The organism is Aquimarina rubra (genome assembly GCF_042684305.1).
Lineage (GTDB): Bacteria > Bacteroidota > Bacteroidia > Flavobacteriales > Flavobacteriaceae > Aquimarina > Aquimarina rubra.
This window is the reverse complement of sequence record NZ_JBHULE010000019.1, coordinates 1,026,437-1,042,749: the sequence shown is the minus strand read 5'-3', so window position 1 is coordinate 1,042,749 and position 16,313 is coordinate 1,026,437. Positions and strand designations below refer to the sequence as shown.

The following is a 16,313-nucleotide window of genomic DNA, read 5'->3' as shown; positions in this document are numbered from 1 at the left end:
TTCCATTATGATAAAGAATATATACTACGTTTTATTCATTCTTTTTATTGTCGTTTTCGCCTGCGCCTCTGATGATAATCTTGTTCTGGAAAATGAAGAAGAACAAACCGAAGAAACAAAAACCTTTTCCTTTTTAGCATTGGGTGATTCGTATACTATTGGTCAAGGAGTGACTGAAGAAGAAAGTTGGCCTTTTCAATTAAAAGACGCTTTCGCCTCTCCAACCAAAAAAATTGAAGAATTAACGATAATTGCAAAAACAGGATGGACTACCGGTAATTTGATCGGCGCTATCGCAGAAACAAATCCAGAAAATCACGATTTGGTTTCATTACTTATTGGCGTTAACAATCAATATCAAAGAGGAGATTTTATGACCTTTCAATCAGAGTTTGATTTTCTTTTGAATAAAGCTATCTCTTTGGCAAATGGTAAAAAAGACCACGTCATTGTTGTTTCTATACCTGATTATGGGGTTACGCCTTTTGGATCTACCAATAGTGAAGTGATTGCTACAGAAATTGACAATTATAATGCCTACATACAACAAAAATGTACTGAACTACAAGTAGTATTTATTAACGTGACTACTATTTCTAGAGATCTAGGTGATTCTGAAGGAGCCTTAGCTACTGATAATCTGCATCCCAGTGCGTATCAATATAGTTTATGGGTGGAGAAGATATTAGCTGTTGCGAGAGAAATTTTAAAGTAATCAAACCACCTCAAACAATTTACCCGGTAAAGGCCTGATCACTCCTTTTAGTTCCATATTCAGGAGTAATGATGCTGTTTTAAAAGTAGGAATTTCACATTGCAAAGCGATCACATCCAGTAATTCTTTTCCGTTTTTGTGCAGAAAGCTGTAAACCTTCTTTTCGTCACCTTCTAACTCCACAAATAACTGTTTCTGCACGGCTGGTATTGAGCTTTCTTCCAGTTCCCAGTTTAGCATATAGATAAGATCAGCCGCATTGGTCAACATATGAGCCCTTTGCGTTTTAATCAACATATTGCAACCGGCACTTAGTGGATCATCAGCTCTTCCAGGCACCGCAAAAACTTCGCGGTTGTAAGAATTAGCGATTTCTGCAGTAACAAGAGAACCTCCTTTATCAGCGCTTTCGATGACTATAGTAGCTTCGCTTAATCCTGCAATAATGCGATTGCGCCCCAAGAAATTCTTCCTGTCAAAGGTGTCTGTACTCCAAAAATCAGTAAAAAACCCTCCATTTTCTTCAATTTGTGGCATGTACTTTTTATGGGTCTTGGGATATATCTGATTTAATCCATGTGCCAGACAACCTACCGTTTGTAAATTATGTTTTACCGCTGCTCTTTGTGCCGTAATGTCCACACCATATGCAAAACCTGAAACAATCACAGGATTTAATGGAACGATGGTTTCAATTAGTTCTTCACAGAATCTTACTCCGTAACTTGTTACTTTTCTGGTACCGACAATGCTTAATAATTTCCTGTTTTTTAAGTCTATATTTCCTTTACTGAATAAAACGACGGGACCATCTATACAATGCCTTAACTTCTCGGGATAATCCGGCTCATCATAAGCGGTATATTGAATATTACTATTCAACATAAAATTCATTTCACTCTCAGCGGCTTTCTGATGGTCGGTTTTATGAATTTCTTTGACTTTTATGCTTCCAATACCATCAATTTTTAATAAGTTGGCTGGTTTCTCTTTCAATACTGCCTCTGCAGAACCCACTACTCTTATTAATTTTTTGATAGAACTATCGCCTAGATTTGGTGCTTTTTTCAAGGTAAGTAACGCAATTAATTTTTCTGTGGTCATCTAATCTACTATAAGTCAGCACAAGAAACGAAAAAAATCAAAACTGTTAATAAAATCAAGGGGTATACTTATAATTAAAAGCAAAAATTTTTACCTTTGAGTAACCAAATAATTAACCTAATCATCCCAGTTTAACTATTGAGGCGTGCACATGTGCGGTGAATTTGTTTAAGCTGGAAATATTCTATAGATTTTAAGAAGGGGGCGATGAATAATACTGCAAAATATATAAGTGAATTATTATACAGATATGAATGTGTAATTTTACCGGGATTCGGTGCGTTTTTAACCAAGCGTCAACCCGCCATGATTCAGGAATCTACACATGCTTTTTTTCCTCCGCAGAAATCAATTTCTTTTAATAGTCAATTACAAAATAACGACGGGTTATTAGCAAATTATATTGCTACCGCTGAAAATATATCTTATACAGACGCTGTTGCGAAAATTCAACGCTATGTGTTGTCATTAAATAACAAAATGGCATCAGGAAAAAGAATAGAATTAGAAGGAATTGGTTCTTTCTTTACCTCTGTTGAAGACACATTACAGTTCGAGCCTTCTCAGGATGTAAATTACCTAACAGAAGCGTTTGGTCTAAATTCTTTTATATCTCCATCAATTATTAGAAAAGAGGAAAAAACAGCTCCAAAAGTAGTCATGGCGCAAGTAACCCGTGAAGCTTATAAAGAAGAAGTGCAAGCTATAGAGGAGACCACTCCTATTGCTTTTACGCCAGAAAGAAGAAGTGAGCGTCCATATCTAAGATATGCTGCTGTTGCCATTCTAGGACTTGGGCTTATTGGATCTTTGGGATTAAATGAATTTAATAACCGAATTAACTTGCATAATGACGGTTTATCCATTAAGGCAGAAAAAGAAATTGAAAACAAAATTCAAGAGGCGACGTTTGAGATAGCCAGTCCGTTGCCGGCTATCAATCTAAATATCATCAAGGCCGAAGAATCTTCTTCTGAAAACTCTGAAACTGATATTAATCCTTCTATCTCCGGAAAATACCACGTGGTTGCAGGAGCGTTTAGAATAAAAAAGAACGCTACTAAAAAAGTACTTAAGCTCAAAGCTAAAGGATTTGACGCACGCTTGATTGGAGTAAACAAATATGGATTACATCAGGTGGTATACAACAGCTATGAAAACAGACTGGAAGCATTAAAAGCATTGCAAAATATCAAAAAACAACAGGATCGTCGCGCCTGGTTACTGATTCAGGAACTGTAAATCTTTTTTCTTTTAAAATATTTTTCTCAATCAACGCTTAGTAATTATTAAGTTTCGACACGGATTCATAGTTGGAGCACACATTCTTTATTATTTTTTACAAAAACATTAAAAATTCGGTAATTGATCAAAATAACTGTATATCAGTTTTATGTAATCCTATAGTCATTAGTTTATCGTACCTGATTATCTTTGCCAGAAATTACCAAAATCTATGGAAGCGAGATATCCTTCAGAATCGAGAACTATATTAACCGACCTTGTTTTACCGGGAGAAACCAATCCACTTAATAATCTTTTTGGAGGCGAATTGTTAGCTCGTATGGACCGTGCTGCAGGTATTGCCGCAGGACGACATTCTCGAAGAATTGTTGTGACTGCCTCGGTAAATCACGTGGCTTTTAGTAAAGCGATTCCTTTAGGAAGTGTTGTAACCGTAGAAGCAAAGGTTTCTCGTGCATTTAAGTCATCTATGGAGGTTGTTATAGACGTTTGGATAGAAGATCGTCAAAGTGGTGATAAAACCAAAGCAAATGAAGCGATATACACCTTTGTAGCAGTAAATGAAAGTGGAGCACCTGTATCTATTCCACAGATTAAACCAGAAACTGAATTAGAACAACAACGTTATGACGCTGCCTTAAGACGTAAACAATTGAGTTTGGTACTTGCCGGTAAAATGAAACCAGACGATGCTACCGAATTAAAGGCTCTGTTTACATAACTATAAAAAACCTGCTCCCAAAGCAATAGAGATTAGAATCAACATAATTGCAACAACAATTTGTAAAAATTTTAAGGTAACCTTCTTTAGTAATTTGTTACCAATAAATGCTCCTGAGATGGCAGCTAAGGTAGCGCATATCACTAATGGTAGGTTATCTGTAATTCCGGATTCTGAGACGTTTGTAGCATACACACTAAGCCGTGTAAAGTCAACAAAAGTAGAAACCACCACAGCAGTACCGATAAAAGCTTCTTTAGAAAGTCCTGCTTTGATCAAAAAAGCGGTGCGCAAAGCTCCCTGATTACCAGAAAGCCCTCCAAAAAAACCGCTTAATGCACCTCCAAGTGGGAGTTTCTCTTTGCCGAATTTTAGTTTTGTGAAATATGGAATCAAATCCATACTGGCAAAGATTATCAATAAAATCGAAATGATGAATTTTACCGGAAACACTTCAAAATTTTTATCAAACAAGTTATATGTGAAAAGTGGTTTGATATCAGGAATATGAATAAGTACCCACGCACCAGCAAAAGCGGCCACTACCGCAGGAATCCCGAACCGTAGTAAAACTGTCTTATCTGCGTTTTTTCCTACTAAAAACAGTTTGAATACATTATTAAAAAAATGAACCACTCCGGTTAATGCAATAGCAATTTCCACAGGAAAAAAAATCATCAGTACAGGTGTTAGTATGGTTCCTAAACCAAAACCTGAGAAAAAAGTGAGTATCGAAACTAAAAATGCTACAACCGAAATAATAACTATTTCCATTATCCTTTTACATTTTATAAATCCAGGATTGCGGATTCATTTTTTTCGTATCCTTGAAGATCAAAAATTTCATAATTGCACGACCGGTTGCCGGATTGACGCGCACTTCTCCAATACTTTGCTTTGTCGAAACTTTTTGACCTTCTTTTACAGAAATATTTTCCAAATTATAGTAAACGGTTATATAATTACCATGTCTTACATGAACCAGTCTTCCTGCGCCTTTTAATTTCTGGATAGCCATTACTTCTCCTTCAAAAATAGCTCTGGCTTTTTCTCCCGGTCTTGTCTCCAACTCTACTCCACTGCTATTAATCTGAATATTAGGTAATGTTGGGTGTGGTTGTCTACCATACTTTTTGGTAAGTCTACCTGTACCAACCGGCCAAGGGAACTTTCCTTTATTAGCCGTAAAGTTATCAGCTAGTTTTTTATCCTCTGGTGTCAAAGCAAAGGTTGTTGCAGATCCTTTCTTAGAAGCTTTCTTTCCGGCTTTTTTATTGGCTTTTGCAATCGCTTCGCGAATAAGTTTCTCTATTGCTTTATCAATAGCACTAGCCTGTTCTTGTTTCTTTTTTATTTCCTTTTTATACGTGCCTTCCTTTTTGCGAATCGAAGCCATTAAAGCCTGCTGCTGTTTCTTTTCTTCCTTTAATCTTTCTTGAGCCTCGCGATTCTCTTCTACCAGTACTTCTTTATTCTTTTTTCGTTGTAAAAGATCTTTATTTAATACCTGAAGTTCTTCGGTTCGATTTTGTATCTGATCCGCTTGTTCCTTTCGATGCTCATTATATTGCTTCATATACTGAAGCCGTTTATAGGCCTGCGTAAAATCTGATGAAGATAAGAGAAACATAATTTTACTTTGTTGTGATTTACTTTTATAAGATTTCACAATCATTCTCGCGTAATCCTCTTTTAATATCTTCAGTTCTTCTCGATACGATCCCATTTTTTTTAGATTAGCATTAATCTCTCTTGTTAAAAGATTCGCTTGTTGGTTCGTAATTTTTATAAGGTTTTGCCTAGTATTTATCTGAGAATTTAATGTCTCTACTTCATCCAAAACAGAACGTTGTTTGAGTTTGGTGTCTGCAAGTAATGACCTCATTTGTTCAATCTGTTCTTTAAGACGGCGACGTTGCTCTTCCAGCTGTTGTTGCTTAGTACTTTGAGAAAATGATGAAATGCTTATGAAAAGCATTCCAAGGATGTATATGAATTTTTGTAGCCTCATTCTATAGTTACTTGCTCGTATCCTGATGGTATTTTAAACGGAAAACTTACTCTGGCATTGTAATCTACACTACGATAATCAATCTTGATGGAGGTTCTTGAGATTCCCTCTGAAGCTAAGATATCGATTTCCTTAGGGAAATCCTGATTCCCAACCTTTTGATAACTACTGTAACTAATAAGCAAATTCCTATTCTCTAAAGGCTGTTTCAGCTGCTGAGAGGACATTTTAAAACTATTTGGGTGTATTACAAATAACCGTTCAAATAATTCCAGCTCTTTTTTGGGGCTCAATCTATACTTCTGATTTTCTATTGACGAAACATATTTATCATCTTTAAGATTAAATAATGCTTGCCCTAATAATAACTGTTGTGCTTTTTCAAAATCCAGATCAGTCCCTAGCCACTCGCTCAATAACTTAAAATCTCCTTCAAAATAGGTGTTATTAATCTTTTCATAATAACTTACCTTCTCTGGTGTGATAAGTGCTTTAGCTAAAGTTATGCCCAACAGCTTGGCGCTTACCCATATTTTTTTATCTTTTTCAAGGCGTAAAGTAACATTTGGACTAAATGATTGTTTACCATCGTTATATCGTACTTTTACTTTAGCATTTATTGTAGTAAATTCAAAGGCATTATCATAGTGATTATTTACTATTTTTTCGGTCTTTAACTTTTTGATCTTAGCGTCTGAAAGTGCCTTGGTTCCTTTACAAGAGTGCAATAAAATTAGTGAAAAACATAACAGATAAAATACTCTATTCATTACCTTTTATGATTTTTTTTTAAGTTGAATGGATCTTTCTTTGTATTCTGAAGCCTTTGCTTGGTTACCCATTTTTAGATATGCCTCTCCGATTTGGTCATAGAAATCAGATTCCATTTTAAGATCATCAATAATATAATCCATTCCTATGCTCAAAATGTCTATTGCTTCCTCATACTTATTTAGGTTCACCATTGAAACACCATTTACTAAGTATAATATGGGTTGTGAGGGATACATTTCTATCGCCAGCTCGCTTCCTTCTTTTACCTTTTCATACCTCTTTAAATCCAATTGTAGCAATAACATCTTTTTTAGAATCCCAAAGTTGCTTGCATTGTCCTTTAATCCTCTTTCATAATAATTAAGCGCAACTTCTTTCTTATCTTTTTCATAGAAGTAATTTCCTATTTCTGTAAACACTTTGCTACTTCCTGAATCTTCAGAAAACACCTTAGTTACTTCGATAAGTTTTGATTCGTAACTTGGATTTTTATCCACAAATATCAAAAAGTCATTAATCACTTTATATTTAGATTCTGCATCTATTTTATCGCTTGCTAAAACAATTTTCATGGAACTAATAGCTTCATCCGTATTGTTATTATCAAGATAAAATTTGTATAACGCTAAATGAGCTAATTGTGATTTTGGTTTCTGTTCCAAGAGTAATTGCGCTGTTCCAAAAGCCTTATCCACTTGATTATCCTGACCGTATAAATAAATAAGGTTTAGGTAGTTTTGCTCTTCTTTAGGGTTTTCTGCTATTTTCTCTTCTAATCTGGTAATCTGAGAATCGGGGTTACTAATTTTTAGCGCTATTTTTTTTCTTAGCTTGTCTCGATAAGAATCCATACCAAGTTCTTCTATGAGCTCATCGACTACCCTAAGCGCATCGTCGTATCGTTCCTCTAAAAAGTATAAATTGGCCAATTGTTCTTTATACATACTGTCGAAAGCAGCTAATTTTTCAACAACTTCGATAGACTCTGTGTATTTTCTTTGTTTAAAATAAACTTCAAACAATAGTTCTAACACATATCTATCATTTGGTTTTTCTTCTAAAACCTTTTTGAAATTGTTTTCGGCCTGATCATACACTTTTAAATCCAGATAGTTCTTACCTAATTCGTGGTATAACGCTATAGGCTTAGGATTCGTTTCAATACATCTTTCTAATGCACTAATTGCTTTATCATAGTTAGTTATCGCTCTTTGTTTTAGGGCTTCGAAGAAACTTTCTCTAAATACATCCGACACATCCCCCAGATCGTCCAAAATCTCTATCTTCTTAAGAGATTCCGGTTCTTGAGAAAAAACAACATTTGATCCTCCTCCAAGAAAGATCATAGAAATTATAATATGTTGCCAATATTTAGTCATACATAGATTTTCAAAATAATGTGAATCACAAATTATTCCAAAGTAGAATAGTCTCCAATACTAATGGTGGTATACTTTTCGTCATAGCGAACGTGATTTCCAATCATAGCGTTGTCTAAGTTAGCATTTTTTATGACAGTTTGGTTCTGTATAAGACTATTTTTAATTGTGCTATCCACGATACTACAACCGTTTCCAATGGAAACATTTGGTCCAACAGATCCATTCTTAATGGTTACTCCTTTTCCTATATAACAAGGTGGTATAATAGTCGCATTTTCTAGCGAAAGGTCTTCACTTATCAATTTTTCTCCATCATTTTCTAAAAAACCTAACATTCTAGTATTGGTTTCTACAGTCACATTTTTGTTACCGCAGTCCATCCATTCTTCAACCTGGCCGGTTACAAATGTTTTGCCATCTGCCATCATTCTTTTGATACCATCATTGATTTGGTACTCACCTCCATTGATGATATTATTATCAAGTACATGCTGTAGTTCTTTTTTTAATACCGCAATATCTTTAAAATAATAGATTCCTATTACTGCCAGATCAGATACAAATTCTTTTGGTTTCTCTACCAGCTCTACAATTTCCTTCTTCTCGTTAAGTTTTACCACTCCATAAGCTTCAGGCTTATCTACTTGTTTTACCCAAATAACAGCATCTGCATCTTTATCTAGGTTAAAATCTGCCCTGATCAACGTATCTGCATAGGCTACAACTGCCGGGCCGGATAAAGAATCCTTTGCACACATAATCGCATGACCTGTTCCCAAAGGTTGATCTTGTCTGTAGATAGAAGCTTTGGCCCCAAGTTCTTCAGCGAGTGTAGTTAAACTTTCTACAACATCATCTCCAAAAAAAGCAGGGTCCCCCAACACAAACGCTATTTCATCCACCGGTTCTCCTAAAACTTTTGCTATATCAGAAACTAATCGATGAACAATTGGTTTTCCTGCTACCGGAATTAGAGGTTTAGGCACTGTGAGCGTATGAGGTCTTAAACGAGAGCCTCTTCCTGCCATTGGTACGATGATTTTCATTCTTTATTTTCTTTTTGATTGGTTGATTATTTTACTCCTGTGCTTCCGAAGCCACCTTCTCCTCTTGAGGTTTCAGAAAGTTCTGCTACTTCATTCCATTCTGCTCTTTCGTGCTTTGCAATGACTAACTGTGCTACTCTTTCTCCATTTTCTATTTCAAAATCTTCATTTGACAGATTGACTAAAATCACCCCTATCTCTCCTCTATAATCAGCGTCTATGGTACCTGGAGCATTTAGTACTGTTATCCCTTTTTTGGCAGCTAACCCACTTCGTGGGCGAACTTGCGCTTCAAAACCTACCGGTAATTCTATAAACAATCCTGTTTTTACTATGGTTCTCTCTAAAGGTCTTAACGTTATCGACTCATTGATGTTTGCTCTCAGATCCATTCCTGCCGAAGCGATCGTTTCATAATGTGGTAACTTGTGTGACGACTTGTTAATGATATTTATCTGCATATTTTTTATATAAATCGTTATCCTCTCTCGACTCTGCTTATCTATTACAGTCAGGCTCAAGAAGACAGAAGATTATCTTTTTAATATTTGTTTTAATTCCTTTTTTTCCGAAGCATACAAAATTACTAAAAACACCAGTAACAACGGGATAGAAATTATATAATTACTGTCAAACACGTAAAAAGATATGATCGAAAAACTAATTGATAATCCCAGATACATCCCCATTTTTTTAAGATCATATGGAATCGGATAATACTTTCTTCCAAAATACCACGACACTACCATCATTGTCCCATAAGCTGCTAAGGTGGCTATTGCAGAACCTACGTATGTATATTCTGGAATCAATAGAAAATTAAGCATCAAAGTGATTATTGCTCCAAAAACCGATATATAAGCTCCAAATTTAGTTCTGTCTGTTACCTTATACCAAACTGAAAGGTTATGATAAATCCCTAAGCAAAAATTGGCTAATAAAATGAAAGGAACAATTTTTACGGCCTCCCAGTACGATGTATCTCTTAAAAAAGCAATTTTCAAAACGTGAACAAACACAATCACGAACAAAAAGATAAAAGAACCTAAAATCACAAAGTACTTAGTAATCCTAGCATAGGTTTCTGGTGCATTTTTATTCCCGACATAATTAAAGAAAAATGGTTCTATCCCTAATCTAAAAGCGGTAGCAAATAATGTCATAAACAATGCTAATTTGTAACATGCAGAGTATACACCCACCATATGTTCGGCTACATTTTCGGGCAATAATTTATCCAATAGTATTCTATCGAAAGTCTCGTTAATAGAATATGCTATACCCGCTACCAAAATCGGCATGGCGTATTTCATCATCTTTTTCCATAATACTCGATCAAAACGATACTTAATCTTTGTGTAGAAAGGTAATAATACCAGCAATGCAAATCCGCTAGCAATTAGATTAGAAATAAAAATGTAGCTAATCTCATAATCATCCTTACAGATCCAATCCAATGCTGTGAAATGAAACGAAAGTTGTTTTAAATAGAGCAAGAAGAAAATATTAAGCCCAAAATTGATAGCAACATTCGCTATTTTGATTATTGCATATCTTATAGGGCGTTCTTTTGCTCTTAACCACGAAAACGGAATAATAACTAAAGCATCCAAGAGTAATATCCAAATTACCAGATTTATATACTCCAACTTAATATCGGTCCATACTGATATTTGCTCTTTTAGTAATAGAGCAATTGCTACAAATATCAAAGATGATATTGCTATCGATATAGCGGATGTGCTCACGACTTTTTCTTTATCGGATTCTTTATTAAAGAACCTGAAAAAAGCAGTTTCCATACCATATGCTAACAACACATTAAATAGTACGAAGTAAGAGAAGATAATAGAAACCTTACCGTACTCTTCTGTTGGTAATTGATCTGTATATAAAGGAACTAAAAGAAATGACAACATGCGTGGTAGCACTGTTGCCATTCCGTATATAAATGTTTGTTTAAAAAGTTTTTGAAAAATTCCCAACTGTTATGCGATTGTGGCCTTAAAAATACAATTTTTATTGCCTCGGCTGCATTGGATATGCTTTCAATTCTTTTTCTGGTAATTTATCAAGTTTGAAATATCCTTTTTTACCATCCTTTGAGTATGCAATGATGCATTCTTCTTCTTTTAGCTCGAATGGTATTTTTTCTTCAATTTCAGGAACTTTATTATTGTATTCTTCCTTTGGGTCATCACTCATCACAATATCCTTTTCAACCGTTGCAGGTTCTTTGTAACGTCCTACATAAACCGACTCTTTAGATTTACGTTGCAGATCCACTTTTTTACCTTTGAAATAAGCGGTTTCTAATTGCACATCAGAAGTCGAATCCACAGGAAAATATACCATAAATCCTGAACCTCCTCCTCTTACTCCGGAAACCCAATTCTGAAAATAAGGATCATTTAACTGTACTGGTGCTGTTTTATCAATCTTTTGACTTGTTGCACATTGCGTAAAAGCAGCTAGCAAAGTAAACAAACCGATCTTAGTAAGAAGCTGTCTAATTTTTATTGTTCTGTTTCCCATTTTTCTTTCATGCGTTCTCGCATTTTTGTTTTCCATTTTTTAATATCTCTTGTGTTAAAAACAAAATTCATTCCAAGATTAAATGCCACTCCCGAAAACAATTTAGTATCGTTACCATTAGTTATGTTTAATCCATACATATATGGCACACCAAATTCTAATTCCAAACATTTAGCAAATCTATAATTAATTCCTGCACCGGCAGTTAATAATAGTAACCCTCCACTATTATCTTCGATAGCAATATCGGCCGGATCATTTGCTTCATATCGTATGGCTCCAATACCCACTCCTGATTCTAAATAGAAACTAAATTTACCACTATTAATTGCGTGTTTTCTAAAAGAAGGTATAAATCCATAGGCCTGAACCTCTGCATCTCTACCATTTTCTTGTTCTATGTCTTGCGGAAACATAACAAATGCAGCAGTATTGATTGCAAATCTGTCTGAAACATAAAAAGATAAGCTTGGTTTGGCAACTATACCACTATAGCCATTGCCTAAGTCCATAAGAGGAACACCGGCAATTCCCATTTTAATATCTCCTGCTTCGTGTAAATTTTCTGATTCTTGCGCTTGTATTGTAGCGACAAAAGATGCAATCATAAGGATCGCGAAAAGTCTAATTGTTTTCATTTTTCTTTTTTACCCTAAAGATAGAAAACGAAAATGCGCTTTATCATAAAAAAAACAAAAAACCTCATACATCAATAAGTATGAGGTTCGTATATACTTGAAATATAATATTCTTAACCATTCAATGCTTCTGCACCACCAACGATCTCTAAGATCTCATTCGTAATAGAAGCCTGTCTAGCTTTGTTATATTGTAATTTTAAAGAATCTCTTAATTCTGTAGCGTTATCAGTTGCTTTATGCATTGCGGTCATACGAGCACCGTGCTCTGACGCAAAAGAATCTCTAATTGCTTTATACAATTGCGTTTTAAGTGACTTAGGAATCAACTGCTCTACAATTTCCGCTTTCGATGGCTCAAAAATGTAATCCAAATTAGCATTTCCTTCACCCTCTACAGGCTCAATCGGTAAAAACTGCTCTGTGGTTACTATCTGAGTTGCAGCGTTTTTGAATTTGTTATATACAACAACTACTTTATCATAAGAACCATTCGTAAATAACTCCATCAATTCTTCTGCAATAGCCGCAACATTTGCAAACGTTAGATCATCAAAAACTTCACTTTTATTAGCAACAACGGTATGTGTTTTAGAAACAATATCGTTTACTTTTTTACCGATAGTAACAAAGTCTACTTGCTTGCCGCCATACACATTATCGTATAACTCTCTTGAGGCTTTGATGATATTAGAATTAAAAGCACCTGCCAAACCACGATTAGAAGCAATTGCAACTACTAAAACTTTGTTTACCTCACGTTGTTCAGAAAAAGAACTTGCACTGTCTCCTTCCAAAGAAGCACTCAGACTCTGTAACAATTCGGTAAGTTTATCCGCGTAAGGACGCATCGCAGTAATTGCCATCTGAGCCTTATTCAACTTTGCAGCCGATACCATTTTCATGGCGCTGGTAATTTGCATCGTTGAGGACACAGAGGTGATTCTACTACGTAATTCTTTTAAATTTGCCATTTCTTATAATTATGAATTCTGAATTCAGAATTATGAATTTTTAATTATACTTACCAGAAGCTTTATTAGTTCTTCACATTTTTTGTTTAAATCATTCGGAATCTCCATTGTGGTTTCCTCAATGACATCTAGCCAAAAAGATGTTTCGTCCGCTTCTTTTAAAGCTATTCCTAATTTGTTTTTGAAATCCTTGGTGCTTACTCCTCTTTGTGATTCTCTTACATTAGCTCCAATACTAGTGCCACTCCTTATAAGCTGACTAGCAATTTCATATTCATTCTTCTTTTTTAATTCCTTACAAAAATTTACAATATCACAACTGAAATAAAAACTTTTATCTACAATTACATTGTTTCTTTTTTTGTAACCCATACCTAATTCATAATTCTGAATTTAGAATTCTGAATTATTTATATTTTGCTGAAATCTCTTTACAAGCTGAAAGTAATACGTCTGTTACTTCATCTGTTAGTTTTCCAGCCTTCAAAGTGTCTAATGTATCTCTATGCTTCGCATTAAGGTACTCAATATAGTCACTTTCGAACTCTTTTATTTTATTTACAGGAACGTCCCTTAATAAGTTCTTAGACCCAGCATAGATAATCGCAATCTGATCTTCTACGGTATATGGATCATTCTGGGCTTGCTTTAAGATCTCTACGTTACGCTTTCCTTTTTCGATTACGTTTAAAGTAGCTGCATCAAGGTCAGAACCAAACTTAGCAAATGCTTCTAATTCACGGAACTGTGCCTGATCCAGTTTTAATGTACCTGCTACTTTCTTCATTGATTTAATCTGAGCAGATCCTCCTACACGAGATACAGAGATACCTACGTTAATTGCCGGACGAACACCAGAGTTAAATAAATCTGAAGTTAAGAATATCTGACCATCAGTAATCGAAATTACATTTGTTGGGATATAAGCGGATACGTCACCTGCTTGAGTTTCGATAATTGGTAAAGCTGTAAGTGATCCACCACCTTTTACTTTATCTTTTAAAGAATCCGGAAGGTCATTCATATCTTTTGCAATACTATCATCTGCAATTACTTTTGCAGCACGCTCTAATAATCTAGAGTGAAGATAGAATACATCTCCAGGATATGCTTCACGTCCTGGTGGACGACGTAATAATAATGATACCTCACGATATGCTACCGCCTGCTTAGATAAATCATCATAGATAATTAAAGCTGGGCGACCTGTATCACGGAAATACTCACCAATTGCAGCACCTGCAAATGGAGCATATACCTGCATTGGAGCAGGATCAGAAGCGTTAGCCGCTACGATAGTCGTATATGCAAGAGCTCCTTTGTCTTCTAATACTTTAGCGATATTTGCTACTGTAGATGCTTTCTGTCCGATTGCGACATAAATACAGTATACCGGCTCACCAGCATCATAAAATTCTTTTTGATTAAGGATCGTATCGATACATACTGTTGTTTTACCAGTCTGACGGTCACCGATTACCAACTCACGCTGTCCTCTTCCGATTGGTACCATCGCATCAATAGACTTAATCCCTGTTTGTAATGGTTCGTTTACCGGCTGACGGAAAACTACACCAGGAGCTTTACGCTCTAATGGCATTTCGAAAGTTTCACCTTCGATCGCACCTTTACCATCGATAGGGTTCCCTAAAGTATCCACTACACGACCTACGATTCCTTCTCCAACATTGATGGAAGCAATTCTTTGTGTACGTTTTACAGTTACACCTTCTTTTACTTCTGTTGAAGAACCTAAAAGTACTACCCCAACATTATCTTCTTCAAGATTCAGTACGATTCCTTCTAGTCCAGATTCGAATTCTACTAATTCTCCATATTGAGCGTTAGACAATCCGTATACTCTGGCGATACCATCACCAATCTGTAATACTGTACCTACTTCTTCTAGCGAAGCCGTAGCTTCAAATCCAGATAATTGTTGTTTTAATATTGCTGATACTTCAGCAGGATTCACTTCTGCCATTTTATAATAGTTTGTAAAAATGAGTGTAACTACTCATTCTCTTATTATTAAATTTATATTATTGAAGTAATTTATTAATTACTCAATTCTCGTTTTAAACTTGTTAGCTTATTAGCTATGCTTGCATTATACTGCAAATCTCCTACTCTAAGAATAAATCCACCGATAATACTTTCATCGATAACATTTTCTATGGTAGCCTCATTACCTGTCAATTCTTTTACCTTAGCCAGTACCAAAGTGCTCAAAGCTTTGTCTAAAGGAACTGCTGTAGTAACTGTTGCTAACTGAGTGTTATTTAACTGATCAAATAAAACAATATATTGTTTAGCAACATCCTCTAAAAGATTTACTCTTTTATTTTCAATTAGTATATCAAAAAGTTTCTTGGTAAGATCTCCCGTATTTTTGAAAACCTCACGCAATGAAGCAAGCTTTACTTCGCTTTTTATTAAAGGACTGTTTAATACCATTTTAAGATCAGAACTACTATCGATAGTAGCGATAATGTCTCGCATGTCTTTCTGAACATCTTCTGTGGCATTTTTATCCTGAGCTAAACTCAAAACCGCCTTCGCATAACGTATTGCTGCTCTACTCATTTTATGATTAGTTTAAAGTAACATCTCCTAACATAGACTTTACCAATTCCAGTTGCTTGTCTTTGTCAGCTAATTCTTTTCTTACTACTTTCTCTGCAATCTCTACAGAAAGCCCAGCAACCTGACTTTTAAGATCGGCAATAGCAGCTTTCTTTTCACTTTCGATAGTAGCTTGTGCTTGTGCAACAATCTTATCAGCTTCTGTCTGTGCTTCAGCTTTTGCGTCTGCAATCATATTTTCCTTTAGCTGTCTTGCTTCTTTAAGCATCCCATCTCTTTCTGCACGAGCTTCATTAAGGATACGCTCATTATCAGCCTGAAGATTTTGCATTTCTTTTCTAGCCGCTTCAGCAGACTCTAATGCATTTTTAATACCTTCTTCACGATTATTAACAGAATCAAGAATTGGCTTCCAAGCAAATTTTCTTAATAATAATAGTAATCCTACAAACAAAAGTATCTGCCAAAAAAACAGACCGAATGAAAAATCATTTATTAACTTATCCATAATTAATTATGTTACTTTCTTTTATGTTTAATTTTAAAGTTAACAATAGCTGCAACCAACCGTTACAGCTATTG

Annotated in this window: 18 protein-coding genes; 3 read left to right on the top strand and 15 right to left on the bottom strand. The window is 35.2% G+C overall.

Features of this window, described 5'->3' with window-relative positions; translation table 11 throughout:
* The first annotated feature begins 7 nt into the window (after positions 1–7).
* Complete coding sequence (locus ACFSR1_RS13145) at positions 8–715, top strand: SGNH/GDSL hydrolase family protein (protein WP_378293200.1); 708 nt, start codon at positions 8–10, stop codon at positions 713–715.
* On the opposite strand, the gene dprA is transcribed toward ACFSR1_RS13145, so the two are convergent.
* Positions 716–1,819, bottom strand: coding sequence for a DNA-processing protein DprA (gene dprA / locus ACFSR1_RS13140; protein WP_378293198.1), 1,104 nt, complete (start codon positions 1,817–1,819; stop codon positions 716–718).
* A gap of 207 nt (positions 1,820–2,026) precedes the next feature.
* Here dprA and ACFSR1_RS13135 point away from each other — a divergent pair, with 207 nt between their 5' ends.
* Positions 2,027–3,061, top strand: a complete 1,035-nt coding sequence (locus ACFSR1_RS13135) for an HU domain-containing protein (protein ID WP_378293196.1) — start codon at positions 2,027–2,029, stop codon at positions 3,059–3,061.
* Positions 3,062–3,275: 214 nt separating this feature from the next.
* Positions 3,276–3,785 carry an acyl-CoA thioesterase gene (locus ACFSR1_RS13130; RefSeq protein ID WP_378293194.1) on the top strand — a complete coding sequence of 170 codons (510 nt, stop codon included), beginning with the start codon at positions 3,276–3,278 and terminating at the stop codon, positions 3,783–3,785.
* On the opposite strand, the gene ACFSR1_RS13125 is transcribed toward ACFSR1_RS13130, so the two are convergent.
* The 14 genes from ACFSR1_RS13125 to ACFSR1_RS13060 form a co-directional block, all read right to left on the bottom strand.
* Positions 3,786–4,559, bottom strand: a complete 774-nt coding sequence (locus ACFSR1_RS13125) for a sulfite exporter TauE/SafE family protein (RefSeq protein ID WP_378293192.1) — start codon at positions 4,557–4,559, stop codon at positions 3,786–3,788.
* A gap of 7 nt (positions 4,560–4,566) precedes the next feature.
* Positions 4,567–5,796 (bottom strand): murein hydrolase activator EnvC family protein, encoded by a 1,230-nt coding sequence (locus ACFSR1_RS13120; protein WP_378293190.1) that lies wholly within the window; start codon positions 5,794–5,796, stop codon positions 4,567–4,569.
* Positions 5,793–6,566, bottom strand: coding sequence for a DUF4292 domain-containing protein (locus tag ACFSR1_RS13115; RefSeq protein WP_378293189.1), 774 nt, complete (start codon positions 6,564–6,566; stop codon positions 5,793–5,795). The genes ACFSR1_RS13120 and ACFSR1_RS13115 overlap by 4 nt, the downstream gene beginning before the upstream one ends.
* 6 nt (positions 6,567–6,572) lie before the next feature.
* Complete coding sequence (locus ACFSR1_RS13110) at positions 6,573–7,949, bottom strand: tetratricopeptide repeat protein (protein ID WP_378293188.1); 1,377 nt, start codon at positions 7,947–7,949, stop codon at positions 6,573–6,575.
* Positions 7,950–7,981: 32 nt separating this feature from the next.
* Positions 7,982–8,998 carry a sugar phosphate nucleotidyltransferase gene (locus tag ACFSR1_RS13105; RefSeq protein WP_378293186.1) on the bottom strand — a complete coding sequence of 339 codons (1,017 nt, stop codon included), beginning with the start codon at positions 8,996–8,998 and terminating at the stop codon, positions 7,982–7,984.
* Positions 8,999–9,024: 26 nt separating this feature from the next.
* On the bottom strand, positions 9,025–9,459 hold the full coding sequence (gene dut, locus ACFSR1_RS13100; RefSeq protein ID WP_378293184.1) for a dUTP diphosphatase: 435 nt from the start codon (positions 9,457–9,459) through the stop codon (positions 9,025–9,027).
* Between the two features lie 72 nt (positions 9,460–9,531).
* Positions 9,532–10,983: an oligosaccharide flippase family protein gene (locus tag ACFSR1_RS13095; protein WP_378293182.1), complete on the bottom strand. Its 1,452-nt coding sequence runs from the start codon at positions 10,981–10,983 to the stop codon at positions 9,532–9,534.
* A 34-nt stretch (positions 10,984–11,017) separates the two neighbouring features.
* Positions 11,018–11,533, bottom strand: a complete 516-nt coding sequence (locus tag ACFSR1_RS13090; RefSeq protein ID WP_378293180.1) for a hypothetical protein — start codon at positions 11,531–11,533, stop codon at positions 11,018–11,020.
* A complete protein-coding gene (locus ACFSR1_RS13085; RefSeq protein ID WP_378293178.1) occupies positions 11,515–12,171 on the bottom strand; it encodes a hypothetical protein in 657 nt (218 codons plus the stop codon). The genes ACFSR1_RS13090 and ACFSR1_RS13085 overlap by 19 nt, the downstream gene beginning before the upstream one ends.
* Before the next feature lie 113 nt (positions 12,172–12,284).
* Positions 12,285–13,145: an ATP synthase F1 subunit gamma gene (atpG, locus tag ACFSR1_RS13080; RefSeq protein ID WP_378293176.1), complete on the bottom strand. Its 861-nt coding sequence runs from the start codon at positions 13,143–13,145 to the stop codon at positions 12,285–12,287.
* Between the two features lie 30 nt (positions 13,146–13,175).
* Positions 13,176–13,517 (bottom strand): four helix bundle protein, encoded by a 342-nt coding sequence (locus ACFSR1_RS13075; protein WP_378293174.1) that lies wholly within the window; start codon positions 13,515–13,517, stop codon positions 13,176–13,178.
* A 34-nt stretch (positions 13,518–13,551) separates the two neighbouring features.
* Positions 13,552–15,129 (bottom strand): F0F1 ATP synthase subunit alpha, encoded by a 1,578-nt coding sequence (gene atpA, locus ACFSR1_RS13070; protein WP_378293172.1) that lies wholly within the window; start codon positions 15,127–15,129, stop codon positions 13,552–13,554.
* Positions 15,130–15,203: 74 nt separating this feature from the next.
* Positions 15,204–15,731 carry an ATP synthase F1 subunit delta gene (gene atpH, locus ACFSR1_RS13065; RefSeq protein ID WP_378293170.1) on the bottom strand — a complete coding sequence of 176 codons (528 nt, stop codon included), beginning with the start codon at positions 15,729–15,731 and terminating at the stop codon, positions 15,204–15,206.
* 7 nt (positions 15,732–15,738) lie between these two features.
* A complete protein-coding gene (locus ACFSR1_RS13060) occupies positions 15,739–16,239 on the bottom strand; it encodes a F0F1 ATP synthase subunit B (RefSeq protein ID WP_378293168.1) in 501 nt (166 codons plus the stop codon).
* Between the last annotated feature and the right edge of the window lie 74 nt (positions 16,240–16,313).

Coding starts and splice junctions, on each gene's coding strand:
- ACFSR1_RS13145 (WP_378293200.1), top strand. CDS start 8: ATGATAAAGAATATATACTACGTTTTATTCATTCTTTTTATTGTCGTT.
- dprA (WP_378293198.1), bottom strand. CDS start 1,819: ATGACCACAGAAAAATTAATTGCGTTACTTACCTTGAAAAAAGCACCA.
- ACFSR1_RS13135 (WP_378293196.1), top strand. CDS start 2,027: ATGAATAATACTGCAAAATATATAAGTGAATTATTATACAGATATGAA.
- ACFSR1_RS13130 (WP_378293194.1), top strand. CDS start 3,276: ATGGAAGCGAGATATCCTTCAGAATCGAGAACTATATTAACCGACCTT.
- ACFSR1_RS13125 (WP_378293192.1), bottom strand. CDS start 4,559: ATGGAAATAGTTATTATTTCGGTTGTAGCATTTTTAGTTTCGATACTC.
- ACFSR1_RS13120 (WP_378293190.1), bottom strand. CDS start 5,796: ATGAGGCTACAAAAATTCATATACATCCTTGGAATGCTTTTCATAAGC.
- ACFSR1_RS13115 (WP_378293189.1), bottom strand. CDS start 6,566: ATGAATAGAGTATTTTATCTGTTATGTTTTTCACTAATTTTATTGCAC.
- ACFSR1_RS13110 (WP_378293188.1), bottom strand. CDS start 7,949: ATGACTAAATATTGGCAACATATTATAATTTCTATGATCTTTCTTGGA.
- ACFSR1_RS13105 (WP_378293186.1), bottom strand. CDS start 8,998: ATGAAAATCATCGTACCAATGGCAGGAAGAGGCTCTCGTTTAAGACCT.
- dut (WP_378293184.1), bottom strand. CDS start 9,459: ATGCAGATAAATATCATTAACAAGTCGTCACACAAGTTACCACATTAT.
- ACFSR1_RS13090 (WP_378293180.1), bottom strand. CDS start 11,533: ATGGGAAACAGAACAATAAAAATTAGACAGCTTCTTACTAAGATCGGT.
- ACFSR1_RS13085 (WP_378293178.1), bottom strand. CDS start 12,171: ATGAAAACAATTAGACTTTTCGCGATCCTTATGATTGCATCTTTTGTC.
- atpG (WP_378293176.1), bottom strand. CDS start 13,145: ATGGCAAATTTAAAAGAATTACGTAGTAGAATCACCTCTGTGTCCTCA.
- ACFSR1_RS13075 (WP_378293174.1), bottom strand. CDS start 13,517: ATGGGTTACAAAAAAAGAAACAATGTAATTGTAGATAAAAGTTTTTAT.
- atpA (WP_378293172.1), bottom strand. CDS start 15,129: ATGGCAGAAGTGAATCCTGCTGAAGTATCAGCAATATTAAAACAACAA.
- atpH (WP_378293170.1), bottom strand. CDS start 15,731: ATGAGTAGAGCAGCAATACGTTATGCGAAGGCGGTTTTGAGTTTAGCT.
- ACFSR1_RS13060 (WP_378293168.1), bottom strand. CDS start 16,239: ATGGATAAGTTAATAAATGATTTTTCATTCGGTCTGTTTTTTTGGCAG.